The sequence below is a fragment of the Sphingomonas anseongensis genome (genome assembly GCF_023516495.1).
GTDB classification, from domain to species: domain Bacteria; phylum Pseudomonadota; class Alphaproteobacteria; order Sphingomonadales; family Sphingomonadaceae; genus Sphingomicrobium; species Sphingomicrobium anseongensis.
Genome location: NZ_JAMGBC010000001.1, coordinates 2,161,673 through 2,185,606, shown reverse-complemented (window position 1 = coordinate 2,185,606; position 23,934 = coordinate 2,161,673). Strand labels below are relative to the sequence as shown.

Genomic DNA, 23,934 nt, shown 5'->3' with positions numbered 1-23,934 from the left:
TCGCCTTCATCCAACCGTGTCGAAGACGAGCCACGGATAAGCGAGCAGGTACACGACCGCAAAGATCGCGAGTGCGCCATGGAAGCGCTCATTGCGCGTCCGCATCGCGATCACGAGCAGCACGGACAGTGCGACAATCGAAACCAGGTAGGACGGGCCTAGCGACCGGAAATGCGCCATCCCCTTGAGCAACGTATCGGCGACATCGATCACCTGGCCCGCCAGCAGCAATCCGAAGAACCACCGCCGGCGGGAATAGAAATAGTCTTTGAAGCCGTCGTAGCCGGCAAGGTCGCGCGGGAAGAGCAACGCACACCACAAAAAGATCAGGAATGCGTATGCAAGGACAAATAGGAAAAGCGTGAACGTCCAAACTTGGACACTCGAGAGCCGGAATTCGAACCACCACCAGAAGATCGCCCGGAGGAAGATCGCGGCGACCCAAAGCAGGTGCACCCAGTAAAGCTTTTCGCGTTTGGGATGCTGGACGATCCCGCCGATGCCGTGGAGCAAATGCGTGACTCCCAGCCCGATTATCACCGAGGCCAGCACCATCACATAGTTGAACATGTCCATGGCGCCGCTTCCCCCCAAAGCGCAGTCCTAGAGAATGCGACCAGTCATTCCCATTCGATCGTTCCCGGCGGCTTCGACGTATAGTCGTAGACGACCCGGTTGATGCCCTGGACCTCGTTGACGATCCTCGTCGCTGCGCGGCTTAGAAAGACGGCGTCGAACGGATAGACGTCGGCGGTCATCCCATCGACGCTGGTCACCGCCCGAAGCGCGCAGACGAAATCATATGTCCGGTAATCGCCCATTACGCCGACGGTCTGCACGGGAAGAAGCACCGCGAATGCCTGCCAGATGGCGTCGTACAGACCGGCGTTGCGGATCTCCTCGAGGTAGATCGAATCCGCCTTGCGGAGAATGTCGCATTTCTCCTCGGTCACCTCGCCGGGGATTCGGATGGCGAGACCGGGGCCGGGGAATGGATGGCGGGCGACGAAAGCTTCGGGGAGTCCGAGCTCGCGGCCGAGCACGCGGACCTCATCCTTGAACAGTTCGCGAAGCGGCTCGACCAGCTTCATGTTCATCCGCTCGGGAAGCCCGCCGACATTGTGGTGGCTCTTGATCGTGACGCTCGGACCGCCGGTGAAGCTGACGCTCTCGATCACGTCCGGGTAAAGAGTCCCTTGGGCGAGGAAGTCGGCGCCTCCTATGCGCTTCGCCTCCGCCTCGAACACGCTGATGAACTCGGCGCCAATGAACTTGCGCTTCTTCTCCGGGTCGGTGACGCCCTTCAGGCCGCCGAGGAAATCCTTGCTGGCGTCGACGTGGACGAGCGGGATGTTGTAGCTGTTGCGGAACAGGGAGACGACTTGCTCAGCTTCGCCCGCGCGCATCAAGCCATGGTCGACGAACACGCAGGTCAGCTGCTCGCCGATCGCCTCGTAGATAAGAACGGCGGCGACCGCGCTGTCGACGCCGCCCGAGAGCCCGCAGATCACCTTCCCGTCGCCCACCTGCTCGCGGATCTCGGCGATCTTGGCGTCGCGGAAACCCGCCATAGTCCAGTCGCCGGCGCAGCCGCAGATGTGCCGGGCGAAATTGGCGAGGAGCTTGCCGCCGTCCGGAGTGTGAACCACCTCCGGGTGGAACATCAGGCTGTAGCGCTTCGCCTCCTCGTTGGTGGCGATCGCGAAAGGAGCGCCTTCGGACTTGGCGACGATTTCGAAACCGGGCGCCAGAGTCTCGACCCGGTCGCCATGGCTCATCCACACCTGGTGGGTCTCGCCGACGTTCCACAGTCCGTCGAACAATGCCGACGGTGCGACCACCTCGATGAAGGCGCGGCCGAATTCCTTCTGGTCGGAGGTGACGACCTTGCCCCCCAATTGCTGGTGCAGCGTCTGCTGTCCGTAGCAGATGGCGAGCAATGGAAGGCCGCTGTCGAACACCGCCTGGGGCGCTCGGGGGCTCTCGCTGTCTATTACGGACGACGGTCCGCCGGAGAGGATGACGCCCCTCGGCTTCATCCGCTCGAACGCCTCTTCGGCCGTGTTGAAGGGCGCGATCTCGCAATAGACGCCCGCTTCGCGCACCCGCCGGGCGATAAGCTGGGTGACCTGACTTCCGAAGTCGATGATGAGGATGGAGTCGGTGGGTTGGACCGTCATGGCGGGCGGATAGGTATCGCGCCGCCCGCTGTCAAAAAGTCGCTATCGATCCTCTAGGCCGCCGGTGCGTTCACAGAGCATGAGCGAGCAGCCTCCGATCTTCACCATCGGCCATTCGACGCGATCGATAGAGGAGTTCGTCGAGCTTCTTCGAAGCGGACCGGCGAACCTCGTCGTCGATGTGCGGACGGTGCCGAAGTCGCGCCGGAACCCGCAATATGGCGAGGACGTGATTGCGGACGAGCTGGCTCCCTACCAGGTCGGCTACACGCGGATCGCCGGTCTCGGCGGACTCCGTGGCCGATCCCACGAGGTCCCACCCGAAGTGAACGGCTTTTGGGAGAACCAGAGCTTTCACAACTATGCCGATTACGCGCTATCGCCGCAGTTTGCCGCTGCCCTCGACGAGCTGCTCGAGCTGAGCTCCGAGCGCCGCTGCGCGATCATGTGCGCGGAAGCCGTCTGGTGGCGCTGCCACCGGCGGATCATCGCCGACTATCTGCTCGCGCGCGGACGGACGGTGCTGCACCTGATGGGCGACAGCCGAGTCACTCCGGCGCAGCTGACGCCGGGCGCAAAGGTCGAGGACGGCTCGATTGTCTATCCCTAAGCCGCGGGTTCCGGTTGCGGCTGGAGCACCGCCTCGGCGAGCAACTCGTATGAGCGGATTCGCGCGTCCGGGTCGTAAATCTGGGCGGTGACGATCAGCTCGTCCGCCTTGGTCTTCCTGATGAACTCCTCGACCTCCTGCCGCGCCTTGTGCGCAGCACCGATCGCCGAGCAGGACAGGACGCTTCGGAGGATCGCGCGCGCCTGCATCGGCAGGGTGTCGGCGTAACCGGCTTTAGGCGGCGGCAACTGCATCGGCTGCCCCGTTCGAAGCGCGACGAATGCCTGCTGGATCGACGTCGAAAGCAGCTCCGCCTCGTCGTCCGTGTCGGCAACGAATGCATTGAAGCCGAGCATCACATATGGCTCGGCAAGTTGCTCGGACGGCTCGAATCGCTGCCGGTAGAGCTCGATCGCCTCCATCATCATCTGCGGCGCGAAGTGCGACGCAAAGGCGTAAGGAAGCCCCAGCGCCGCCGCCAGTTGCGCACCGAACAGGCTCGACCCGAGTATATAGAGCGGAACGTCCAGCCCCTCGCCGGGAATGGCCCGAACTCTCCCGTTGTCGCCCCGGAAATAACGCATCAGCTCGACGACATCGTTGGGGAACTGGTTCTCGTCGGCCGTCATGCTGCGCCGCATTGCATAGGCCGCCGCCTGGTCGGTCCCGGGCGCGCGTCCGAGGCCGAGATCGATCCGGCCCGGAAACAGCGACTCCAACGTCCCGAACTGCTCGGCGATGACGAGCGGCGCATGGTTCGGAAGCATCACGCCGCCCGCGCCTATGCGGATGGTCGACGTCTGCGATCCCACAAACGCGAGCGCCACTGCCGTGGCCGCGCTTGCGATGCCCGGCATCGAATGGTGCTCGGCCATCCAGTAGCGGGTGTAGCCGAGCCGCTCGGCGGCTCTCGCAAGCTCGGCCGAATGTCGTAGCGCGTCGCCGGCGTTGCCGCCTTCAACGATGGGTGCGAGGTCGAGGACGGAGAGCTTTACCATGTCCCCTCAAATGGTCGGCGCCGGCTTCCGTTCAATGCCTGATCGCACAGCCGCCCTTATCGAAAGATAGGATTGCCGGACAACATTGATGGTGCGACGCCGTGCGCCGTCCACCGGCCCTGTATTGCCGGCGGCGCGTACAGCTTAGGGGAGCTGTGCATGGCTGGTGATTACGGGCGGGGGGCTGCCCGGTGATCTTCAATTCGCTGACGTTCATCGTCTTCTTCGCCGTCGTGTTGGCGATGCACAACGCGCCCTTCAGCTGGCACCAGAAGAAGATCAACCTGATGATCGCGTCGTATCTTTTCTACGCCGCGTGGAATCCGCCGTTCGTTATCCTGCTTTGGGTCTCGACGGTGGTCGACTGGTGGGCGGCGCAGTGGATGGTTCGCGCCAAGCGCGAGCACACCCGCCGAGTCTGGATGCTGATCTCCGTCGTCGTGAACCTCGGGATGCTCGGCTATTTCAAATATGGCGGCTTCCTGATGGACAATTTCGTCTCGGTCGCGAGCTCGATCGGGATCGTCTACCAGCCGCCGAAGTGGGACATCATCCTGCCGGTCGGGATCAGCTTCTATACGTTCGCGACCCTGTCTTACACGCTCGACGTCTATCTTCGGCGATCGGCTCCCGCGGGTAGCTTCCTCAATTACGCCCTGTTCGTGACCTTCTTCCCGCATTTGGTGGCCGGCCCGATCATGCGGCCGACCGAGCTGGTGCCGCAGTTCGAAACGCCGCGGAGGGCGCACTCCAACCAGATATTTTTCGGCCTGGCGCTCCTCACCCTCGGCATGTTCCAGAAGGTGGTCCTCGCCGACGGCTTCCTCGGTCCGGTTGTGGAGTCCGTCTACGACGCGCACGGATCGGTGCCCGGAATGCTCGACAGCTGGGTAGCGACGCTCGCCTTTGCCGGACAGATCTTCTGTGACTTCGCGGGCTATTCGACCTCGGCGATCGGGGTTGCCTTGTGCCTGGGCTTCGCGATGCCGGACAATTTCCGCTTCCCCTACGGCGCGGTCGGCTTCTCCGATTTCTGGAGGCGCTGGCACATCACCTTGTCGAGCTGGCTTCGCGATTATCTCTACATTCCGCTCGGCGGAAACAAGCACGGGCCCGCGCGCACCTATGCCGCGCTGATGGGCACGATGCTTCTGGGCGGACTGTGGCACGGCGCGAACTGGACCTTCGTCGTCTGGGGCGGGCTCCACGGTCTGTATCTGTCCGTCGAGCGCTGGCTGAAGACGCGGTTCAAGGGCTTCACTCCCGGCCGAGTGACCTTGCTCGCTCTAGCTGCGCTCACGTTCGTGCTCGTCAACGTCACCTGGGTCTTTTTCCGGGCAAAGACGTTCGGCGGCGCGGCGCTCGTCCTGAAGGGAATGAGCGGGCTCGCCGTCAAGCCGGAGCCGCTCATCCCGGCGGGCCCGATGATCATCGCCCTGGCGATTGTCGGAGCGATCTTCGGAACGCACGTGGCGATGCGCAACACGACGCTGGAGGCCGTGCTGGAGCGCACTCCCGCCCTGGTCCTCGGGTCGGCGTGGGCAGTTTTGCTTTTCGCGGTGATCATCGAACAGGGGCAAGGCAATGCCTTCATCTATTTCGCCTTCTAAGGCCCGAAGGCACGAGATCCACGGGACTCACGAAGGCGCGCTCCCCCCAGGCCTGAGGAAGACCGCGTCCGACCGGCCCGGGCAGGCTCAGCCGGTCCCCACCCGCGACATTCCGGCGCAGCCCTGGGCGAAGATGGGCATCGCCGTGTTCCTCGCGGTCGCGCTGATGGTGTCACTCTGGGAATATCAGGCACGGACCGCCATCGGACTTCGCCCCGGCGACATCGGCGACAGCCCGCAGGCATGGGCAGAGGCCCGGCGAGCGGCCGACCATGCGACCGTTGCGATCATCGGCGACAGCCGCATCCTGTTCGATACGGACCAGCAGCGCTTCCAGGCTTTGACCGGAGTGCGCCCGGTCCAGGTCTCGCATGTCGGCACCAATGCGCGAATGCTGCTGGACGGCTTCGCCGACGACCCCAATTTCCGCGGGCTGTTGATCGTCGGCCTCGCCGACACGATGTATTTCGGGATGCCGGTGATGGGGCTCGGGCAGACCGCCGTCGACAATTACTCGAAGAACGGGAAGCCTTCGCAGCTAAGCGGGCTGTGGCTCGACCGCCAGCTTCAGCGCTTCCTGGCGTTCATGGACAACGAATATCGCCTCAGCCGAATGGTCAACGAGGTGGACACGGGTTGGCGAAAGGGCGTCGACAGCCCCTACGAAGACGTCTGGAAGATTTCGGTCACCTATCCCGGCCGCCAATATGTGATGTGGGACCGGATCGAGACCGACCCCTATCTTCGTGCCCACGCCAGGCACGCCTGGGATGGCTTCAAGGGCAAGCCGATCCCGCCGCCGCTCGCGAATGCAGTGATCGCCAGGAGCGCCGAGGCCATTCGCCGGATCCGCGCCAGAGGCGGTGACGTCATCTTCGTCCGGCCTCCGTCAGCGCCGCCGATTCGTGTCAACGAAGAGCAGCGAATTGCCAAGGCGCGCGGATGGGACGCGCTTCTCGTCGGGACGCGTGCGGCAGGAATCCACGCGGACGATCTTGCCCAGGCGCAGAAGCTGAACCTGCCCGAATGGTCGCATCTCAGCGGCAAGTGCGCGACAGTGTTCACGGACGCTTATGTGCGGCGGCTGGTCCAGCTGTCTCCGCGCCTGCACTTGCGGGCGGACGCCCCGCCGCCGCTCACCCGAGCCGACTGCGTCAGCTTATAAGGAAAGGCGCCGGAGCTCGCGTGAGCCCCGGCGCCTCGTTCGCCCTGGTTGGAGCGATTAGTAGCGGCGGTCGATGTCGATGTCGCGGACGTAGCCGCGATAGTCGACGTCGCACTTGAAGGTCAGGTCCGCCTGGGCGTTGTTGTAGCCGCCGTACGTACCGTAACCGCCATATCCGCCGTAGTTCATGCCACTGGTCGCATAGCCGCGAACGCGCAGGGTCGTGTTCGACCGCTGGTCGACGCGCGTGACCCCGAGGACCCGGCCTTGGCTGTAGGCATTGGTGTAGCCGTATGCTCCTCCGTAGCCGGCGTAGCCGCCGTAGCCGCCATAGTTGCTGTAGCCGGCGAGCCGTTGCTGAACCGCGGCCGTGCACTGCTGCACCGCCCTTTGCTGGTTCATGCCATAGCCGTATTGGCCGCCGTACTGACCGTACTGCCCGTACTGGCCGTACTGGCCGTACTGGCTGCCATAGGGATTGATCACCGACTGGATCACCTGGCCGATGACGTTTCCGTAGCCGGAACCCGGATAATATTGCGCAGCGGCCGGGGCCGATGCGCCGAGCAGAGCGGCCATTCCAACCGCACCGATCGCAATCTTTTTCACAGCCTTCATGGCCACTCTCCTTCGAACAAGCTCGATTCGATGGACACAACGAACCGAGGATGCGGAAGGTTTAGGCGCGCGCGATTGCACCGCCGCTGAATGCAGCGGTCTGCCAATATTCAGCTTGGTTGAAGGGCTTAGGCTTCTTCGAGCTCTTCGGTCATGACCGGGCCGGAATCCTGTCCCTTGGCGGCGGGGTCACGGTCGACGAACTCGATGATCGCGATCGAGGCGGAGTCCGACATGCGGATGCCGGCTTTCACCACGCGGGTGTAGCCGCCGTTGCGATCGGCGTAGCGAGGGCCGATGACGTCGAACAGCTTGCGCTCCTGGGTCTCGTCCATAATCCGCGAGTGGGCGATGCGACGGTTCGAAAGTCCGCCCTTCTTCGCCAACGTAACCAGCTTCTCGACGTAAGGACGAAGCTCCTTCGCCTTGGCGGTGGTGGTGGTGATCTGCTCGTGCTTGATCAGCGCGGCCGCCATGTTGCGGAACAGGGCCGTCCGGTGGCTCGAGGTGCGCTGAAGCTTACGATGGCCAACACGATGGCGCATATTCATTCTCCGTTCGTCTGGAGCCCGTGTGAGGTAGCTCCGGCCAGGCCGCGCTTGTGGGGGCGGCCGTCCCCAAAACAAAAGCGGCGGGAAGCGTCCCGCCGGCAGGCGCTCCTCAACCCCAAGAGCGCTTCGAAGTCAAGCTTGGCGATCTCACCACCAATGACGCGGAGACTAGCCCCGCCAACCGTACGTGAGCGTCGATCAAGGCCTGCCGGCGGGCGCCCGCGACCGGTCGCCGACATCCCTAGCTGTCCGAATTTCGTGCCAAAGATCAACTTCTTATGGCTGTTCACGTCTCCTGCCGCACGGGGGGCGCGAGTCGTCGTTACTGAACGGACGAACTCGGCACTCGCTCGTTTTGATCCCCAGCCAAGCAGGGCGTGGACTCGCTTCGCCCTGCCCAACACCAGGAGAAGACCGATGAGTAAGCGTATCATGATGGCGGCAGCGGCCGCTTCGATTGCCTTTGCCGCCCCGGCAGTAGGCCAGAACCTCGGCAGCGGACTCGTCAACGTCCAGATCGGCGACGTGACCTTGCTGAACAACTTCCTGAACAACGACCAGATTGCGGCGCTCAACAACCTCAACATCCCGGTCACTGTTCAGGTCCCCATCGGCGTTGCGGCCAACGTCTGCGACGTCAGCGCCAACGTGCTCGCCAAGCAGCTCAAGAGCGGTGACGCGACCTGCACCGCCAAATCAGGCTCGCAGGCTCTCGCTCAGAGCGTGAACAAGCAGCTTCTCAGCCAGAAGAAGTAACCAGACTCACCGATTGAGGGGTGGCCGACGCATTGCCGGCCGCCCCTTTTTTCGTGGGCCTGGCCGCTCTGATTTAATGATGACAATCATGTCGCTTCCGCAGCAAAGCTTGCGCCCGAAGCTCTGATTTTGCTTGTAACGGGACCGGTTTTCTGGCCAGAGAATCGCGTTGGCAGCCACCCGCCAGAGGCTCAAGCCGGCATTTGGGCGGTCCTTTTCCCTTCGGGGATTGGGGCCGCCCCTTTAATTTGTGGCGCTTTCCCGACCTCAGCGCCGCTTGGGCGCGGCGGTCCTTTTCTTGCGCGCTCGCCCGTGGCTTGCGGGGCGCTTCTTGGCCTTGCCAGCCGTTCGGCCTGCCGCGACGCTGGTCCCTACCGCTTCGATCGGGCGTGACCCGGCCGGCACTTCCGAGACATAGTCCCTCGGCTTGCGGTACTTTGCCGAAACTCCGGGCATCACCTTCTTCACCAGGGCGAAGCCGGCAATCGCCGCGATCGCTGCGCCGAACACCATTCGAAAGTTGAAATTCCTGTAGGGATCGTTGCGCCTTCGGTCTGCCATATCTGCCTCCGTCCAGGCGCGTCGCGGCTTGGCGGTCGCCGCCGCGAAGCACTGGTCGCGCGGCCGATAGCACAAAAGGAAAGGGCCGCCCCATCGGGACGGCCCTCCTTTGTCTCGTAAACCCGGCGGCTGCTTAGCCGAGCATTTCCTGCTCGAGCTTCTTCGCCATTTCCTCGATGTTCTCGGGCGGCCATCCGGGGATGTCCATTCCGAGACGAAGGCCCATGCTGGCGAGCACTTCCTTGATCTCGTTCAAGGACTTGCGGCCGAAGTTCGGAGTACGAAGCATCTCGGCTTCGGTCTTCTGGACCAGGTCGCCGATGTAGATGATGTTGTCGTTCTTCAGGCAGTTGGCGCTGCGAACCGACAGCTCAAGTTCGTCGACCTTCTTGAGAAGGTAGCGGTTGAGCTGGTTGGTGTCGGCCGGAGTCTCGGCGGCCATCGCCGGCTGCCCGATCATCGCCGGAGCAGCAGCGCGGACCTGGCTGTCGTCGAAGTGGACGAACAGCTGCAGCTGGTCCTGGAGGATCCGGGCCGCATAAGCGAGCGCATCTTCCGGGGCGACGGTGCCGTCGGTCTCGATCGTCAGCGTCAGCTTGTCGTAATCGAGCTCCTGCCCGACGCGGGTGTTCTCGACCTTGTAGGCGACCTGGCGGACCGGGGAATAGAGCGCGTCGACCGGGATCAGCCCGATCGGAGCGTCGACCGGCCGGTTGGCCTGCGCCGGGACATAGCCCTTACCGATGTCGGCGGTCAGCTCCATGTTAAGAGTCGCGCCCTGGTCCAGGTGGCAGATGACGAGATCGGGGTTGGTGATCTCCATGTCGCCTGCGGTCGCGATCATCCCTGCGGTGACTTCCGCGGGGCCGGTCGCCGAAAGCTGGAGCCGCTTGGGCCCCTCGCCTTCCATCTTCAGAGCGATCTGCTTCACGTTGAGGACGATGTCGGTCACGTCCTCGCGGATTCCCGGAAGCGAACTGAACTCGTGGAGCGCGCCCTCGATCTTGATCGAGGTGACTGCGGCGCCCTGGAGCGAGCTGAGCAGAACCCGCCGAAGCGAGTTGCCGAGAGTCATTCCAAAACCGCGCTCGAGCGGCTCCGCGACGAAGACTGCGCGACGGCGGACGTCGCCATGGCCCTGCTTCCTCTCGAGAGCGTTGGGCTTCTTCAATTCCTGCCAGTTCTTTGCGTTGACGGCCATTTTCATCCCTTGGCAGTTGGGGGCTTCGCAGCCCCGATTTGAAATCTCTGTTCGCCGTCCCCGGCAAGCGGGGACGCACTCGTCCGATTACACCCGGCGGCGCTTGCTCGGCCGGACCCCGTTGTGGGGGATCGGCGTCACGTCGCGGATCGAGGTGATCGTGAATCCGACCGCCTGGAGGGCGCGAAGCGCGCTCTCACGGCCCGATCCCGGTCCCTTGACCTCCACTTCGAGCGTCCGGACGCCGTGCTCGGCGGCCTTCTTGCCCGCGTCCTCGGCTGCGACCTGGGCGGCATAGGGAGTCGACTTGCGGCTGCCCTTGAAGCCCATCATCCCGGCCGAGCTCCACGCGATTGCGTTGCCCTGAGCGTCGGTGATGGTGATCATCGTGTTGTTGAAGCTGGCGTTCACGTGAGCCACGCCGGCCGTAATGTTCTTGCGTTCCCTTCTGCGGAGACGCTGCGGTGCCTGGGCCATTAAGCTAAATCCTGTTCAAAACTGCTGACGGTGGAGTGGGAAGAAAGAACCAAGAGTCCCTCGGACTTCGGTTATTTCTTCTTCCCCGCGATCGGCCGTGCCTTGCCCTTGCGGGTGCGCGCGTTGGTATGCGTGCGCTGTCCGCGGACCGGCAGGCCTTTGCGGTGCCTCAGGCCCCTGTACGAGGCGAGGTCCATCAGCCGCTTGATGTTCATCGCGGTCTCGCGGCGAAGGTCGCCCTCGACCGTCTGGTTCGCATCGATTTCCTCACGGATGTGCAGGACTTCCTGGTCGGTCAGGTCCTGGACCCGGCGCTCGGGCGCGATGCCCAGCTTTCCGATGATCGTCTTGGCCGTGGTTCGGCCGATTCCGTGGATGTAGGTGAGCGCGATCTCGACGCGCTTGTTCGATGGGATATTGACGCCGGCAATACGTGCCATTCTATTTCCTTTTTAAGCTCCACAGGCGATCATGCTTCGCGAGAGGGAAAGCCCACTCGTAGAAACCGCCGCCTATCTCCTCGCTATGTGGTCCCGATCAAAACGAAAAACCGACGCGCGCACGAATGCGCCGCCGGAAACCGGTAGATCGGGATAGGACCCATGTAGGATTCCACTACTGCCGAGTCAAGCTTGGGAGGAGCGCGATTGCCGAGCGTGACGCTGCCGGATAGAGCCGGCGTCCAATGATCCGCCTGTCGCACGACCAGCCGATGCCGGAAAGCCTCCGCGGGAGCGTGGTCGCGCTCGGCAATTTCGACGGCTTCCACCTGGGCCACCAGGCCGTCGTCAACCGGGCGATCGCGCTCGGATTTCACGAGCGGCGGCCGGTGATCGTCGCTACCTTCGATCCCCACCCGGTCCGCTTCTTCAAGCCCGACGTGCCGCCGTTCCGGCTGACCAGCCTCGACCAGCGCGAGCGGCTGTTCGCCCATGCCGGTGCCGACGGCATGCTGGTGTTCGGCTTCGACAAGGCGCTGGCGACGACCAGCGCCGAGGATTTCGTATCAGACGTCCTGGCCAAGCGGCTCGGGGTGGCAGCTGTGGTTACCGGCACCGACTTCACCTTCGGCCGCGGGCGGGCCGGGAATGCCGAGACCATGAGCGAGCTGGGCAAGGCTCATGGGATCGACGCCGAAACCGTGGCGCCGGTTATCCTCGACGGCGAACCTGTTTCCTCCAGCCGGATTCGGCAGGCGCTCGCCGCTGGCGATACGGCGAGCGCGACCCACCTCCTCACCCGCCCTTTCGCCGTCGAAGCGGTCGTCCAGCGCGGCGACGGCCGCGGCCACGACCTCGGCTTTCCAACCGCCAACGTGTCGCTGGGCCGCTACCAGCGGCCGGCCTATGGGATCTATGCGGTACGCGTGCGGCTCGATGACGGAAGCGAGCATAGCGGAGCGGCCAGCTTCGGAGTTCGCCCGACGTTCGAGGAGGGCGAGGAATATCTCGAGACCTACATCTTCGACTGGGACGGCGACCTTTACGGCCGTACCATCGAGACCGACCTGGTCGCGTTCATCCGGCCGGAGAAGAAGTTCGACAGCGTCGACGCGCTCGTCGAGCGAATGCGCGAGGACGAAGCGGAAGCGCGCCGGCTGCTCGGTCCCTAGTTTGCATTCCGCAAGCCGCCCGCTAAGGCCCGCGGTCAATGGCTGACGCGCCGCAAAAACCCGATTACCGGCCGACCGTATTCCTACCGAAGACCGACTTTCCGATGAAGGCCGGGCTTCCGCAGAAGGAGCCGGCGATCCTTGCCCGCTGGGAGGAACAGGACCTCTACGGCGAAGTGCGGCGTGCGCGCGCGGGGAAGCCCAAGTTCATCTTCCACGACGGCCCGCCCTACGCCAACGGCGACATGCACATCGGTCATGCGCTGAACCACGTCCTGAAGGACATGGTGGTCCGGACGCAGACGCTCCTGGGCAAGGACGCTCCCTACGTTCCCGGGTGGGACTGCCACGGCCTTCCGATCGAATGGAAGGTCGAGGAGCAGTATCGCAAGAAGAAGCTCAACAAGGACGAGGTGCCGGTCAAGGAGTTCCGCGCCGAGTGCCGCGCCTATGCCCAGCATTGGGTGGACGTTCAGCGCGAGCAGCTGAAGCGGCTCGGCATCGGCGCCGATTGGGCCAACCCCTACCTGACGATGCAATATGACAGTGAGGCGACCATCGTCTCGGAGCTGTTCAAGTTCGCGAAGAGCGGCCAGCTGTACCGCGGCGCCAAGCCCGTGATGTGGTCGCCGGTCGAGAAGACCGCGCTGGCCGAGGCCGAGATCGAGTATGAGGACATCGTCTCGACCCAGATCGATGTCGCGTTCGAGATCGTCGAGAGCCCGATCCCCGAGCTGGTCGGCGCCTATGCGGTCGTGTGGACAACCACGCCGTGGACAATCCCGGTCAACCAGGGAATCGCTTACGGGCCCGACGTTGATTACTTTCTAATCATGACGGTCGTTCCTAGAGAGGACGATGAGTCACAAGCCGAATACGAAGCTCGTCTAGCCGCGAATCCGTGGCACAATGGAAAATTCCTCGTCGCGCGTGAGCTAGTGGATGCCTTCTTAGATCGAACGCAGAGCGCTCAGGCTCGAATGGCGCTCTCGGAACTGATTTGCAAAGGCTCAGACCTCGCCGGCACGATCGCCCGCCACCCGATGCACAAGCTCGGCGGGTTCTTCGCGAAACCGCGTCCGTTCCTCGCCGGCGACTTCGTCACCACCGACCAGGGCACCGGCCTGGTCCACATGGCGCCCGACCATGGCGAGGACGATTTCGAGCTGTGCCGCGCCAACGGTATCGACCCGGTGTTCGCGGTCGATGCGGGCGGCTTCTACCGGCCCGACTGGCTCTGGCTCGGCGGGCAAGGCTCGGTCATCAACGCCAAGTTCAACGCGCCCGACGGGCCGATCTGCTCCGACCTTCGCGAAGCCGGCGCCCTCCTCGCGGCGAGTGCGGACTTCAAGCACAGCTACCCGCATTCGTGGCGGTCGAAGGCAAAGGTCATCTATCGCTGCACCCCTCAATGGTTCATCCCGATGGACAAATTGATGGACGAGCGGAGCTGCCGCTGGTTCTTCGAGAGCCGGTGGGAGAACGAGGGCGGCGCACTCCTCGAAAAACCGCTCGAGAAGCGTCCCAAGCGCTCGCTTCGCCAGGTAGCGCTCCACGCCATCGCCGACACCCGCTTCGTCCCCGAGAAGGGACGCAACCGCATCCAGTCGATGGTCGAGGGCCGGCCGGACTGGGTGATCAGCCGCCAGCGCGCCTGGGGCGTGCCCATCGCGCTGTTCGTCGAGCGGGCGACGGGCGAAGTCCTGGTCGATCCCAATGTGAACAGCCGCATCGTCGAGGCGATCCGCGAACAGGGCGTCGACGCCTGGGACGAAGCCAATGCGGCGCATTTCCTCGGCAACCGCAACCCTGACGATTACGAGATGGTCGGCGACATCCTCGACGTCTGGTTCGACAGCGGCTGCACCCACGCCTTCGTCCTCGAAAGCGGACGCTGGTCCGATCTGGTCTGGCCGGCGGACCTCTATCTCGAAGGGTCCGACCAGCACCGCGGCTGGTTCCAGTCGTCTCTGCTCGAAAGCTGCGGGACCCGCGGCCGCGCGCCTTACAATGCGGTGCTCACCCACGGCTTCACGATGGACGCCAAGGGCATGAAGATGTCCAAGAGCCTTGGGAACACCGTCGATCCGCTCGACCTCATGCGAGATTACGGCGCGGACATCCTGCGGCTGTGGGCGCTGTCGGTCGACTTCACCGAGGATCACCGCATCGGGAAGGAGATCCTGAGCGGAGTCGCCGACCAGTATCGAAAGCTCCGCAACACCTTCCGTTACCTGCTCGGCGCCTTGAGCGATTTCGACGGCGCGGACGGCGTGGCGCCGGGCGAGATGCCCGAGCTCGAGCGTTACATGCTCGGCCTTCTCAGCGACCTCGACGAGCGGCTTCGCACTGCGATCCAGGATTTCGACTTCAACGATTATGTCCGCGCGCTTACCGATTTCTGCAACGAAGACCTGTCCGCCTTCTACTTCGATATCCGCAAGGACGTGCTCTATTGCGACGTCGATGCGCTGACCGGCCGCCAGTCGCAGACGCGTCGAGCCTATCGCTCGGTGCTCGACGTCCTTTTTCACGCACTCATCCGGTACGCAGCGCCGGTGCTGGTCTTCACGTCCGAGGAGGTGTGGGGGACCCGCTTCCCGGAGGGCGGAAGCGTCCACTTGCTGGAATGGCCGAACGTCCATCTGGCCCCGGAGCTCAGGGTCGATGCCGCCTCGTGGGCGCGCCTTCGCGAGCTTCGGGCGATCGTGACCGAGGCGATCGAGCCGCTTCGCCGCGACAAGGTCATCGGATCGAGCCTGGAGGCCGAAGTCACGCTGCCGGAGCTTCCCGCGCCCGCGGAATTGCTCGCCGAATTGTTCATCACGTCGGCGGTTCATCAGGGCGACACTTTGAAGATCACAAAGACCGGCAACCACAAGTGCGGGCGCTGCTGGCGCTACCTGCCGGAAGTCGAGGAGGACGGGGATTTGTGCGACCGCTGCGAGGAATATGTGGATGCGTGAGCGCACGTTCGGCTTCACGATCGCGCTGATCGTCTTTCTGGCCGACCAACTGGCCAAGTGGTTCGTATCGGGCCCGCTTCACCTCCAGGAAGTGGCGCAGATCACGATCCTTCCGATCTTCAACTTCACCTGGACCGAGAATAACGGGATCTCGCTCGGCCTGTTCAACGCGACGACCGAGGTCGGCCGCTGGATGCTGGTCGGTGTGACGAGCGCCATCGCGGTCGCGGTTGCGGTGTGGATCGGCCGCGAAAGGCACCGCTGGGACCAGGCGGCGCTGGGCATGATCCTCGGCGGTGCGCTGGGCAATATCCTCGACCGGGTGCGCCACGGCTATGTGGTCGACTTCGCCGATCTTCACTTCGGGGCGTTCCGCCCCTTTTTGGTCTTCAATGTCGGCGATGCTGCTATTAGCATCGGCGTCGTCATCCTGTTACTGCGCGCGTTCCTGATGCGCGGCGAGGAACCCAAGGAGTCCGTCGAAAATGCGTAAGAGCCTTATTCTTTTCCTGACTCCGGCGATTGCGCTCGGCGGCTGCGCCCATAGGACCAGCACGCCCGACGAGTTCGCGGTGGCCCGAAACGCTCCGCTGGTCATCCCGCCGGATTATACGCTTACCCCGCCGGTTGCCGGAACGGTCACCAGCACCCCGGAAGATTCGCAGCAGCAGGCGATCGAAGCCTTGTTCGGCGGGCCCGCTCCGCGGCCGCCTTCGGAAACGCTCCTTCTCGACGAGGCCGGTCGCGACCGCGCCGCGCTTGGCGCCCGCTCCGTCGCTGGCGACCCCGCGACCAACGTTATCGACATGGGCGCAACGACGCAGGCGATCATCGCCGCACCGGCCAGCGACAGCGACGTCGCATCCGCTCAGGTTCCCTAAGTGGGAACGAGGGGGGTAGAAGAAGCCAATGGCTGAAGAAACGCTCTCGACCCGCCTGGTGGAAGTCGAGTCGATGCTCGACCGCTCACGGCGTCGCTTCGAGGAAGGCACCCGCCTGGTCGAGGAAGCACACAAGGCACTCGCCGAAATCCAGCAGGCGCTGATCGGATCGCCCGACAGCATATCACCGCAGGAAAGCGAGGAAGCCGCGTCGCGGCTCCTGACGTCGCTTCGAGCGTCGGGCGGCGAGATGCCCGAGACCCTGTGCGGCGGGCGGCTTTCAGTCGACCAGATGCAGCGCCTTATCCGGATCGACGGCCATCCGATCGGGATTACCGAGATGGAGTATCGGGTGCTGGAGCTGCTTGCCTTCGCCCGCAACAATGTCGTCACCCGAGCGATGCTTCTGAAGCACCTCTACCGCCGCGCCGACGACCAGCCGCAGCCCAAGATCATCGACGTCTTCATCTCCAAGCTGCGCAAGAAATTGCGGAGCGCGGCCGGAGGCACCGAGTTCATCGAGACGATCCCGCAGCGCGGCTGGATCCTTCGCGACATCTCCCCGCAGTCGGGCGCTTAACACTTCCTTAGGCATGCCCGGCGACAACCGGCGGAATGTTGCATCTGTTCGCCCAAAGCCCTGCACCGCAACCGTCCGAGCGACTCCACCCGGAGCCGGTCACCCGCCTTGCGAGCCTTCGCAACGCGCTGCGCGTCGTGGACGAGTTCGGCGGCGGTCCGGCAGGCGACATGGACGATGAGGTTTCAGTGCGGTGGGAGAGCGCGGACGAAGCAGCCAGGCGCTGCTTCGACCGTCGCTCGGCCGAGCTGGTTTCGGTCGCGGCTGCCGGGCTGGAGGCGGTGTCCTTCCAGCGCGATCAAGGGCTGGAGACCAACATCGCTGCGCTTCGGGTCATCGCCGACGAGCTGAAGACCGGCCTCAAGGACCTCGAGCAGATCTTCAGCCGCTAGGCCGGGCCGGTCGCCTTCGGGGTAGCCGGATCGGCGCCCCATTCCGTCCAGCTTCCGTCGTAGAGCCGAGTGGTGTCGTTGCCGAGCAAGTAGGCTGCGAACAGCAGCGAATTGGCCGTGACTCCAGATCCGCAGCTGGCGACGAACGGCTGCTTGGCATCGACGCCGCCCTCCTCGAACAGCTGCTCCAGCTCCTTGCGCGACCTGAAGGTCCCGTCCTCATTGTAGAGCGCCGAGAAAGGCACGTTGCGGGCGCCTGGGATATGGCCTGCCGCGACACCGGGCCGCGGGTCGGGCTCGCTTCCCTCGAAGCGCGGGGCGCCGCGTGCATCGACAATCGGAAGCTCGATTCCGCCCAGGATTTGCTGCTTGGTGACTACGTCGCCGCGCTCGGCTGTTTGAAATCGCGCGTTTCGCGGCTCCTGCTCACCGGACTGCGTGGGGCGACCCTCCGCGATCCATTTCTGGAAGCCGCCGTCGAGGATCGCGACCTCACGCACTCCGAAATGGCGGACCATGAACCACCCGCGGGCAGCGGTTCGGATCGGCGAATTGTCGTAGACGACGATCCGGTCGTCGCTGCTCACCCCCAACTCCTCCATCGCCCGCGCAAAATCTTCCGCGGTCGGGAGCATGTGGGGCGCCGGGTTCGCCCGGTCGCTTACCGCGTCGATGTCGAGGAAGCGGGCGCCCGGGATGTGCGCCTGCAGATAGTCCTCTCGGCCATTGCGGCCGCTTGCCGGCATGTGCCAGCTTGAGTCGATGATGGTGAGGTCCGCTTCGCCGAGATGGTCGGCGAGCCATTGCGTCGAGACGAGCGATTCCATTTCGCGATCATAGGCTACAATAAGCGCCGATGGCGACGCAGGAGATCAAGCTTCATCCCAGCTGGCTGGACCCGCTGCGCAGCGAATTCGAACAGCCGTACATGCGCGAGCTCAAGCAGTTCCTGCTTTCCGAGCGACAGAGGGGCCGGACGATCTTTCCGCGCGCGCCCAACTGGTTCCGAGCGCTCGACCTGACGCCGCTCGACAAGGTGCGCGTCGTCATCCTCGGCCAGGACCCCTATCACGGACCCGGCCAGGCGCACGGCCTTTGCTTCTCCGTACCGCCCGGAGTCCGGCCGCCGCCGAGCCTCGTCAACATCTTCAAGGAGCTTCGAAGCGACCTCGGAATCGAGCCGTCGCCGCACGGCTTCCTGAAGCATTGGGCCAGCCAGGGCGTCCTCCTCCTCAACAGCGTGCTCACGGTCGAGACGGGCCAGGCTGCATCGCATCGCGAGCGCGGGTGGGAGCGGTTCACCGACGCGGTCGTGCGGCTGGTGAACGGCAAGAGAGATCCGGTCGTGTTCCTTCTCTGGGGAAGCTACGCGCAGAAGAAGGCGGCATTCGTCGATACTTCGCGCCACCTGATTCTCAAGGCTCCGCACCCTTCCCCGCTCAGCGCCCACAGCGGCTTCCTGGGCTGCCGCCATTTCTCCAAGGCGAACGCGTTCCTCGAGGAGCGCGGCTTTGCGCCGATCGACTGGGCGTTGCCCGAGTGCGCCGCCGCCGAGTAAGGGGCGCGCCATGGAACCCAAGCATCTCGGCAAGCAGAGCGCCCTGCCCTCGTCCCCGGACGAGGCGGTGCTCGATTACGTGCCGAACCCTCGGCCGGACGAGCTGTACCTAGTGCGCTTCGCAGCGCCCGAGTTCACGTCGCTGTGTCCGATCACCGGCCAGCCGGACTTCGCGCATCTGGTGATCGACTATGCGCCCGGCGAGACGATCGTCGAGAGCAAGAGCCTCAAGCTGTTCCTGAGCGCCTTCCGCAACCACGGCGCATTCCACGAGGACGTCACGGTCGGGATCGGCAAGCGCCTGACCGGGGAGATGAAGCCGCAATGGCTTCGAATCGGCGGCTACTGGTATCCGCGCGGCGGAATGCCGATCGACGTCTTCTGGCAGTCGGGCTCGCCGCCCGGCGGGCTATGGATCCCCGACCAGGGCGTGCCGGCGTATCGGGGACGCTGACTAGCGGTAGCTCGCCTCGTCCGGTTGCGGAGCGTCCGTGGTCGCGGGGAGCGGATCAGCCGCGCGGCGGCGAGTCCAGACGTACAGCGAGCCGACGAGGAGGACGAAAAGGAGGACTCCGACCGGCATCTGCCATCCGGTCGCGCCGGTTACCGCGAGCACGTCGGGATTGTCCGATCCTGCGACGAGGCCCGCATAGACGACGTTGAACAGGCTGTCGCCGACGATCAGGCCGGTCGCGGCAAGGACGCCGAGCCGCTCGGCAAAGCCCGGCTGGTCCTGTTTCGCCGCCCAGCGGTTGTAGATGTGGCCGATGACCGCTCCAACGACGATCAAGGCGGTCACTCCGACCGGCAGGTAGATGCCCATGCCGACTCCGAGCGGCGGCAGTGCCCAGCCGCGTTTGGTCCCGCGCAGCACCTCGTCGGCGATGACCGCAACGACCCCGATCGCTGCGCCGATTCCGATGAGGTTCCAGTCGAGCGTGCCGCCGAGCACCCCCTGCGCGATGGCGGAGATGAGTGCCGCCTGCGGTGCAGCCAGCGCGCCCTCTCCGGCTCCGGGAGCTCCGGCGAAACCGAAGCTCTGGTTGAGCAGGTCGAGGATCGGCGGGATCACGACCGCGCCAAAAAGCACTCCGAGCACGAGCGAAACCTGCTGCCGCCACGGCGTTGCAGCGACCAGCTGGCCGGTCTTTAGATCCTGCAAATTGTCGTTGGAGATGGTCGCCACGCCGAAGATGATCGCGGTCACGAACAAGGCGAAGGCGACGAGCGCCTTGGTCGAGTCCGCGTCGACAGCCGGGAACAGCAGAGCGAGGATGATCGAAATCCCGAGCACCGACAGGATTCCGACCCCCGAGATCGGGCTGTTCGACGCTCCGATCAGGCCGGCCATGTAGCCGCACACCGCGGCGATCACGACGCCCGCAATCAGCACGTAGATGACGCTCAGCCCGATGGTTGCGCCGGGGTTGGCGGCAATCGGATTGGTGCTCGCAAACGCGAGCAGGAGCAGAGCGATCGGCAGCATCGAAACCAGTATGACCGATCCGACGATGGTGATCGGAATGTCGCGCTCGGTAATGTCGAGCGACTCGTTCCCGCCGCTTCGCCGGGCGCGGTTGGCGGCCATCGCGCCGACGATGCCGCGCGAAATCGGGCCGATCACCTTGAGCAAGGTCCAGATCGCCGCGACTCCGATTGCGCCCGCGCCGACGTAGCGGACCTTCGCGCTGAATATCGTCGCCACGAAATCGCTCAGCTCGGTGCCCACGGGGGCGCCCGTGGAGGTATAGAGGGGCAGGAGAATGATGAAGCCGATGATGATTCCGGCGAGCATCGCCAGCCCGACGCTCAGCCCGACCAGGTGGCCGACGCCGATATAGGCCATCGACAGCCCTGCCGAGAGATTGGTCGCTCCGGCGCCGATCCGGAGAGTGCCGTCGGCGGATTCGGCGACGAGCTTCATCTTGGCGAGCAGCGGATAGGCGGCGGACATCAAGGCGGCGACGACCATCGCCGCGAGTCCGCGCTTGTTCTCCTCCGCGCCGCCCACTCCTGCACCGACCTTCAGCACTTCGGCGGCCGCGACGCCCTCGGGGTATGGCAGGTCCGAGCCGGTGACGAGCGCTCGGCGAAGCGGCACCGAATACATCACCCCCAGGATCCCGCCGATCGCGATCACCGCCACCGATAGCCAATAGGGAAAACCGGTCCACCAGCCGACCATCACGAGCCCCGGCAGGACGAAGACGATCGCCGACAAGGTGCCCGCGGACGAAGCGATGGTCTGGACGATGTTGTTTTCCTGGATCGTCGAATCGCGGAAGAACTTCAGGACCGCCATCGAGATGACCGCAGCCGGAATCGACGTTGCGAAGGTCAGGCCGGCGCGAAGCCCGAGATAGACGTTGGCGGCGGTGAACAGCACGGTGATCACCGCGCCGAGGATGATTCCGCGCAGGGTGAGTTCGGCCACCTTACCAGTTCCGCGCAGGCCCGACCCGGTCACTGTTGCCATTCGCGTTTCCTTACTTCTTGTGCGGTTTGGGGGTGGGCGAGCTCGCCGGCGGGATCGGGCTGGAGTGGCGCCGGACACATTGCCAGCGGCCTTCCTCGTGAACCCACACGTCGGTCAGAAGCACCGAATCCTCGATCGGGCGGCCGAGATAGGAGACCCGCCAGCGAGCCTCCACGGTGCCGATGATCATGCTTTCCCGGACGTATGCGTCCTTCACGTCCAGATCGATGCTGATCAGTTCGCGCTTCTGGATGGCGTCGAGCCATTCCTCGCGCGACAAAGTGAACGGGCCGATCGAACGGGTCCCGATCAGGACGAATTTGGGATGGATCAATAGCCGGAGACGGGCGATGTCCTTGGCACACAAGGCGTCGCGCCATTCACGCTCGAGTGAATCGATCAGCTCCCACTTCGTTTCGATCACCGGCCGACCCTCATTGCTTCGCCCGGCGGAAGATGATGTTCGCATCATAGCGGTGCATGACCAAGGTCTTGCCCTCGATCGTCAGCGGCTCCCCTCGAAACGGAGCCTGGCCGGCATCGTTCATGTCGAGCCGGAACAGAAGCCGGTGGCCGCGGTCCGCGCTAAGCACCACCGGATCGTCGGCAGCTTCGTACACGGGCATCAGCAGCCGGACGGAGGTTGCGCGCTTTCCAGGCGGGAGGACCACGTGCCCGTCGTCCTCGGCATAGATCGCCACCGGTCGGTCCATGCCCTCCAGGGCGACGATGGCCGTGATCGGGGTCCAGGTGACATCGCCGCCGCCGACGGCAACATAGAGCTCGCCGGCCGGCGCGGGATCGTCTTTGAGGAGTGAGAACGCCGGCTGCCTGGGCATTGGGTTGCTGGTCAGCCGGACAATGTTCCCGTCCAACGCCCAGTCGCCCTGCGCGACTTCCGACGCGGCGCCATAGTCGAACTGGTAGCGAAAATGCCCGTCGGCCTTGAGCTCGAGCGCGCCCGCCATTTCCATCTGGTTCGTCGCATAGACGCCGGCAAGGGGAGCGCTCGGCTGCGGGTTCGCGCCGATGAGAAGCGCCGCCAATGCCGCCGCAAAACTCACCGGCCGCCGTCCGCGAACGGAGGCATTGTCAGACCAGCCAGAACGTTCCCCTGCTCCACCGTCCTACAGTTGCGAAACTATGGGCAGCGCGCAAGCGCTAGATGTTCTTAACCGCGGATGTCGACGCCGACGAAGGCCTCGGGTGCCGTGCCTCGCTTGACGAGCAGGAGGACGCTGGTCCGGCCTGCGCGCTTCGCTGCCTCGACCGCGGCAACCACTTGCGCGGGCGTCGTCACCCGCTGGCCCTGGACCGCGAGGATTAGATCGCCGCGCTGAAGTCCCTTTTCGGCCGCGTCGCTCGAGGAATCGATCGCGGTGATCACCACTCCGGCGGTGCCCGCTGGGAGGTTGAGGGCGCGCGCGATCTGCGGCGTCAGGGGCTGGAGCGATAGTCCGAGAGTCGAGCCGGCCGACGTCGTCGGGCCAGGAGCCTGGTCGGTGCCCGGAGTGCCCTGGCCAAGCTGCTTGGCAAGCTCTTCCTCGGTCGGGCGCTGGGTAATCGTCACGGGGATCGTGATGTGGCGTCCGCCGCGGATCACCTCGATGGGGATTCGCGATCCGACCGGAACGTTGGCGACCAGATAGGATACCGTCTGGTCCGGGTTCACTTCCTTGCCGTTGACCGAGATGATGACGTCGCCCTGCTGGATGCCCGCCTTTGCCGCGGGATCGCCAGGCTGGACCGCGCGGACGATCTCGCCGCGATCTTTTGGCAGACCGAGCGAGCCGGCGATGTCCTCGTCGACCGACTGCAGGCTGACGCCCAGATAGCCGCGCTCCGGCTTCTGCCCTCGGCGGAGCGCGTCGATCACCGGCTTGGCGGCTTCTTCGGGAATTGCGAGTCCGATTCCGACGTTCGTCCCGGTTGGCGAGATCAGCGCGGAGTTGATGCCGATCACCCGGCCGTTCATGTCGAACATCGGGCCGCCCGAATTGCCCATGTTGATGGCGGCGTCGGTCTGGATGTAGCGGTCGTAGGCACCGGTTCCCGCGATCCCGCGGTTGATCGCGGAGATGATTCCGGCGGTGACGGTGCTTCCGATGCCGTAGGGATCGCCGATGGCGACGACCCAGTCGCCGATCCGCGCGCGGCTGCTGTCGCCCCACTGGACGTAGGGCAGGTTGGTGGCGTCGATCTTGAGAAGGGCGAGGTCGGCGAGCTCGTCCCGGCCGACGATCCGCGCAGTATATTCCTTGCGGTTCGACATGGTTACGGTGACCGTGTCGACGGTGCCGGTCCCGTTCGCCCCTTGGATCAGGTGGTTGTTGGTAACGATGTAGCCGTCAGGCGAAATGATGAAGCCGGAGCCGAGCGATCCGGTCTCCTGAGTGCGCGGGCCGCGCTGGCCCTGCGGCGGAGCGGGAATTGGAGCGCCGAACTGGCGGAACAGCTCTTCCAGCGGGTCCACCTGCTGCTGCTTCACCGTGACCTTCTGCTTGGTCGAGATGTTGACGACCGCCGGCATCACTCGGGCAGCGAGATCTGCGAAGGAGCCCGGGGCGCCAGGAACGGGGGTGATGGCGGTGCCCGGCGCAGTCTGCGCTCCGACCGGGCCTGTCGCGAGGGAAAATGCAGTACCACCCAGGAGGAGGGCCGTTGCGACCCCATAGGCATAGCGCACTTTTCGGGACTCCTTTGACTTCATCGATACCCCTTGGTCTGGATTTTCACCACCGC

At 64.5% G+C, this 23,934-nt stretch carries 26 protein-coding genes; 12 read left to right on the top strand and 14 right to left on the bottom strand.

Features of this window, described 5'->3' with window-relative positions:
- Nucleotides 1-6: 6 nt before the first annotated feature.
- Both LZ519_RS11280 and guaA read right to left on the bottom strand, forming a co-directional pair.
- Nucleotides 7-576, bottom strand: a complete 570-nt coding sequence (locus LZ519_RS11280; protein WP_249868763.1) for a hypothetical protein — start codon at nt 574-576, stop codon at nt 7-9.
- A gap of 44 nt (nt 577-620) precedes the next feature.
- Nucleotides 621-2,180, bottom strand: coding sequence for a glutamine-hydrolyzing GMP synthase (gene guaA, locus LZ519_RS11275; protein WP_249868762.1), 1,560 nt, complete (start codon nt 2,178-2,180; stop codon nt 621-623).
- 79 nt (nt 2,181-2,259) lie between these two features.
- Here guaA and LZ519_RS11270 point away from each other — a divergent pair, with 79 nt between their 5' ends.
- Nucleotides 2,260-2,790, top strand: coding sequence for a DUF488 domain-containing protein (locus tag LZ519_RS11270; protein ID WP_249868761.1), 531 nt, complete (start codon nt 2,260-2,262; stop codon nt 2,788-2,790).
- Here the strand turns inward: LZ519_RS11270 and LZ519_RS11265 are convergent.
- Complete coding sequence (locus tag LZ519_RS11265) at nt 2,787-3,788, bottom strand: LLM class flavin-dependent oxidoreductase (protein WP_249868760.1); 1,002 nt, start codon at nt 3,786-3,788, stop codon at nt 2,787-2,789. The genes LZ519_RS11270 and LZ519_RS11265 overlap by 4 nt on opposite strands.
- A gap of 191 nt (nt 3,789-3,979) precedes the next feature.
- On the opposite strand from LZ519_RS11265, the gene LZ519_RS11260 reads away from it, so the two are divergent.
- Both LZ519_RS11260 and LZ519_RS11255 read left to right on the top strand, forming a co-directional pair.
- Nucleotides 3,980-5,398 carry an MBOAT family O-acyltransferase gene (locus tag LZ519_RS11260; RefSeq protein WP_249868759.1) on the top strand — a complete coding sequence of 473 codons (1,419 nt, stop codon included), beginning with the start codon at nt 3,980-3,982 and terminating at the stop codon, nt 5,396-5,398.
- On the top strand, nt 5,373-6,563 hold the full coding sequence (locus LZ519_RS11255; RefSeq protein ID WP_249868758.1) for a hypothetical protein: 1,191 nt from the start codon (nt 5,373-5,375) through the stop codon (nt 6,561-6,563). Before LZ519_RS11260 ends, LZ519_RS11255 begins: the two co-directional genes overlap by 26 nt.
- Nucleotides 6,564-6,620: 57 nt before the next feature.
- Here the strand turns inward: LZ519_RS11255 and LZ519_RS11250 are convergent, their stop codons facing one another.
- Complete coding sequence (locus tag LZ519_RS11250; RefSeq protein WP_249868757.1) at nt 6,621-7,181, bottom strand: hypothetical protein; 561 nt, start codon at nt 7,179-7,181, stop codon at nt 6,621-6,623.
- A 128-nt stretch (nt 7,182-7,309) separates the two neighbouring features.
- On the bottom strand, nt 7,310-7,726 hold the full coding sequence (gene rplQ, locus LZ519_RS11245; protein WP_249868756.1) for a 50S ribosomal protein L17: 417 nt from the start codon (nt 7,724-7,726) through the stop codon (nt 7,310-7,312).
- Nucleotides 7,727-8,149: 423 nt separating this feature from the next.
- Here rplQ and LZ519_RS11240 point away from each other — a divergent pair, with 423 nt between their 5' ends.
- Nucleotides 8,150-8,488, top strand: a complete 339-nt coding sequence (locus LZ519_RS11240; RefSeq protein ID WP_249868755.1) for a hypothetical protein — start codon at nt 8,150-8,152, stop codon at nt 8,486-8,488.
- 267 nt (nt 8,489-8,755) lie between these two features.
- Here the strand turns inward: LZ519_RS11240 and LZ519_RS11235 are convergent, their stop codons facing one another.
- From LZ519_RS11235 to rpsM, 4 genes are all read right to left on the bottom strand, one after another.
- The gene (locus LZ519_RS11235; RefSeq protein WP_249868754.1) at nt 8,756-9,049 is read right to left on the bottom strand and encodes a hypothetical protein; all 294 of its coding nucleotides are present in this window, start codon (nt 9,047-9,049) and stop codon (nt 8,756-8,758) included.
- Between the two features lie 133 nt (nt 9,050-9,182).
- Nucleotides 9,183-10,250 (bottom strand): DNA-directed RNA polymerase subunit alpha, encoded by a 1,068-nt coding sequence (locus LZ519_RS11230; protein ID WP_249868753.1) that lies wholly within the window; start codon nt 10,248-10,250, stop codon nt 9,183-9,185.
- 87 nt (nt 10,251-10,337) lie between these two features.
- Nucleotides 10,338-10,727 (bottom strand): 30S ribosomal protein S11, encoded by a 390-nt coding sequence (gene rpsK / locus LZ519_RS11225; RefSeq protein WP_241447108.1) that lies wholly within the window; start codon nt 10,725-10,727, stop codon nt 10,338-10,340.
- Between the two features lie 71 nt (nt 10,728-10,798).
- On the bottom strand, nt 10,799-11,167 hold the full coding sequence (rpsM, locus tag LZ519_RS11220) for a 30S ribosomal protein S13 (protein ID WP_249868752.1): 369 nt from the start codon (nt 11,165-11,167) through the stop codon (nt 10,799-10,801).
- 245 nt (nt 11,168-11,412) lie between these two features.
- Here rpsM and LZ519_RS11215 point away from each other — a divergent pair, with 245 nt between their 5' ends.
- Genes LZ519_RS11215 through LZ519_RS11190 form a run of 6 tightly spaced genes read left to right on the top strand, consistent with a single transcriptional unit; the run spans nt 11,413 to nt 17,158 of the window.
- Nucleotides 11,413-12,339, top strand: coding sequence for a bifunctional riboflavin kinase/FAD synthetase (locus LZ519_RS11215; protein ID WP_249868751.1), 927 nt, complete (start codon nt 11,413-11,415; stop codon nt 12,337-12,339).
- Nucleotides 12,340-12,377: 38 nt separating this feature from the next.
- Nucleotides 12,378-15,305 carry an isoleucine--tRNA ligase gene (gene ileS, locus LZ519_RS11210; protein ID WP_249868750.1) on the top strand — a complete coding sequence of 976 codons (2,928 nt, stop codon included), beginning with the start codon at nt 12,378-12,380 and terminating at the stop codon, nt 15,303-15,305.
- Nucleotides 15,298-15,798, top strand: a complete 501-nt coding sequence (gene lspA, locus LZ519_RS11205) for a signal peptidase II (protein WP_249868749.1) — start codon at nt 15,298-15,300, stop codon at nt 15,796-15,798. Before ileS ends, lspA begins: the two co-directional genes overlap by 8 nt.
- A complete protein-coding gene (locus tag LZ519_RS11200) occupies nt 15,791-16,186 on the top strand; it encodes a DUF3035 domain-containing protein (protein WP_249868748.1) in 396 nt (131 codons plus the stop codon). The genes lspA and LZ519_RS11200 overlap by 8 nt, the downstream gene beginning before the upstream one ends.
- A 28-nt stretch (nt 16,187-16,214) precedes the next feature.
- The gene (locus LZ519_RS11195) at nt 16,215-16,766 is read left to right on the top strand and encodes a winged helix-turn-helix domain-containing protein (RefSeq protein WP_249868747.1); all 552 of its coding nucleotides are present in this window, start codon (nt 16,215-16,217) and stop codon (nt 16,764-16,766) included.
- Nucleotides 16,767-16,801: 35 nt separating this feature from the next.
- Nucleotides 16,802-17,158 (top strand): hypothetical protein, encoded by a 357-nt coding sequence (locus tag LZ519_RS11190; RefSeq protein ID WP_249868746.1) that lies wholly within the window; start codon nt 16,802-16,804, stop codon nt 17,156-17,158.
- Here LZ519_RS11190 and sseA read toward each other — a convergent pair.
- Complete coding sequence (sseA, locus tag LZ519_RS11185; protein WP_249868745.1) at nt 17,155-17,985, bottom strand: 3-mercaptopyruvate sulfurtransferase; 831 nt, start codon at nt 17,983-17,985, stop codon at nt 17,155-17,157. The genes LZ519_RS11190 and sseA overlap by 4 nt on opposite strands.
- A 29-nt stretch (nt 17,986-18,014) precedes the next feature.
- Here sseA and ung point away from each other — a divergent pair, with 29 nt between their 5' ends.
- Together ung and queF are read left to right on the top strand one after the other, a co-directional pair.
- The gene (ung, locus tag LZ519_RS11180) at nt 18,015-18,716 is read left to right on the top strand and encodes a uracil-DNA glycosylase (RefSeq protein ID WP_249868744.1); all 702 of its coding nucleotides are present in this window, start codon (nt 18,015-18,017) and stop codon (nt 18,714-18,716) included.
- Between the two features lie 10 nt (nt 18,717-18,726).
- Nucleotides 18,727-19,170: a preQ(1) synthase gene (queF, locus tag LZ519_RS11175; protein WP_249868743.1), complete on the top strand. Its 444-nt coding sequence runs from the start codon at nt 18,727-18,729 to the stop codon at nt 19,168-19,170.
- On the opposite strand, the gene LZ519_RS11170 is transcribed toward queF, so the two are convergent.
- The 4 genes from LZ519_RS11170 to LZ519_RS11155 form a co-directional block, all read right to left on the bottom strand.
- Entirely contained in the window at nt 19,171-21,192 is a 2,022-nt protein-coding gene (locus LZ519_RS11170) for an OPT family oligopeptide transporter (RefSeq protein ID WP_249868742.1), read from the bottom strand.
- A gap of 10 nt (nt 21,193-21,202) precedes the next feature.
- Nucleotides 21,203-21,616 (bottom strand): nuclear transport factor 2 family protein, encoded by a 414-nt coding sequence (locus LZ519_RS11165; protein WP_249868741.1) that lies wholly within the window; start codon nt 21,614-21,616, stop codon nt 21,203-21,205.
- Between the two features lie 10 nt (nt 21,617-21,626).
- The gene (locus LZ519_RS11160; protein ID WP_249868740.1) at nt 21,627-22,238 is read right to left on the bottom strand and encodes a hypothetical protein; all 612 of its coding nucleotides are present in this window, start codon (nt 22,236-22,238) and stop codon (nt 21,627-21,629) included.
- A 125-nt stretch (nt 22,239-22,363) separates the two neighbouring features.
- On the bottom strand, nt 22,364-23,902 hold the full coding sequence (locus tag LZ519_RS11155) for a Do family serine endopeptidase (RefSeq protein ID WP_249868739.1): 1,539 nt from the start codon (nt 23,900-23,902) through the stop codon (nt 22,364-22,366).
- Nucleotides 23,903-23,934 lie beyond the last annotated feature (32 nt).

Bases quoted from the DNA above. Each gene is read 5' to 3' on its own strand.
- LZ519_RS11280 (WP_249868763.1), bottom strand. From the start codon at position 576: ATGGACATGTTCAACTATGTGATGGTGCTGGCCTCGGTGATAATCGGG.
- guaA (WP_249868762.1), bottom strand. From the start codon at position 2,180: ATGACGGTCCAACCCACCGACTCCATCCTCATCATCGACTTCGGAAGT.
- LZ519_RS11270 (WP_249868761.1), top strand. From the start codon at position 2,260: ATGAGCGAGCAGCCTCCGATCTTCACCATCGGCCATTCGACGCGATCG.
- LZ519_RS11265 (WP_249868760.1), bottom strand. From the start codon at position 3,788: ATGGTAAAGCTCTCCGTCCTCGACCTCGCACCCATCGTTGAAGGCGGC.
- LZ519_RS11255 (WP_249868758.1), top strand. From the start codon at position 5,373: ATGCCTTCATCTATTTCGCCTTCTAAGGCCCGAAGGCACGAGATCCAC.
- LZ519_RS11250 (WP_249868757.1), bottom strand. From the start codon at position 7,181: ATGAAGGCTGTGAAAAAGATTGCGATCGGTGCGGTTGGAATGGCCGCT.
- rplQ (WP_249868756.1), bottom strand. From the start codon at position 7,726: ATGCGCCATCGTGTTGGCCATCGTAAGCTTCAGCGCACCTCGAGCCAC.
- LZ519_RS11240 (WP_249868755.1), top strand. From the start codon at position 8,150: ATGAGTAAGCGTATCATGATGGCGGCAGCGGCCGCTTCGATTGCCTTT.
- LZ519_RS11235 (WP_249868754.1), bottom strand. From the start codon at position 9,049: ATGGCAGACCGAAGGCGCAACGATCCCTACAGGAATTTCAACTTTCGA.
- LZ519_RS11230 (WP_249868753.1), bottom strand. From the start codon at position 10,250: ATGGCCGTCAACGCAAAGAACTGGCAGGAATTGAAGAAGCCCAACGCT.
- rpsK (WP_241447108.1), bottom strand. From the start codon at position 10,727: ATGGCCCAGGCACCGCAGCGTCTCCGCAGAAGGGAACGCAAGAACATT.
- rpsM (WP_249868752.1), bottom strand. From the start codon at position 11,167: ATGGCACGTATTGCCGGCGTCAATATCCCATCGAACAAGCGCGTCGAG.
- LZ519_RS11215 (WP_249868751.1), top strand. From the start codon at position 11,413: ATGATCCGCCTGTCGCACGACCAGCCGATGCCGGAAAGCCTCCGCGGG.
- ileS (WP_249868750.1), top strand. From the start codon at position 12,378: ATGGCTGACGCGCCGCAAAAACCCGATTACCGGCCGACCGTATTCCTA.
- lspA (WP_249868749.1), top strand. From the start codon at position 15,298: ATGCGTGAGCGCACGTTCGGCTTCACGATCGCGCTGATCGTCTTTCTG.
- LZ519_RS11200 (WP_249868748.1), top strand. From the start codon at position 15,791: ATGCGTAAGAGCCTTATTCTTTTCCTGACTCCGGCGATTGCGCTCGGC.
- LZ519_RS11195 (WP_249868747.1), top strand. From the start codon at position 16,215: ATGGCTGAAGAAACGCTCTCGACCCGCCTGGTGGAAGTCGAGTCGATG.
- LZ519_RS11190 (WP_249868746.1), top strand. From the start codon at position 16,802: ATGTTGCATCTGTTCGCCCAAAGCCCTGCACCGCAACCGTCCGAGCGA.
- sseA (WP_249868745.1), bottom strand. From the start codon at position 17,985: ATGGAATCGCTCGTCTCGACGCAATGGCTCGCCGACCATCTCGGCGAA.
- ung (WP_249868744.1), top strand. From the start codon at position 18,015: ATGGCGACGCAGGAGATCAAGCTTCATCCCAGCTGGCTGGACCCGCTG.
- queF (WP_249868743.1), top strand. From the start codon at position 18,727: ATGGAACCCAAGCATCTCGGCAAGCAGAGCGCCCTGCCCTCGTCCCCG.
- LZ519_RS11170 (WP_249868742.1), bottom strand. From the start codon at position 21,192: ATGGCAACAGTGACCGGGTCGGGCCTGCGCGGAACTGGTAAGGTGGCC.
- LZ519_RS11155 (WP_249868739.1), bottom strand. From the start codon at position 23,902: ATGAAGTCAAAGGAGTCCCGAAAAGTGCGCTATGCCTATGGGGTCGCA.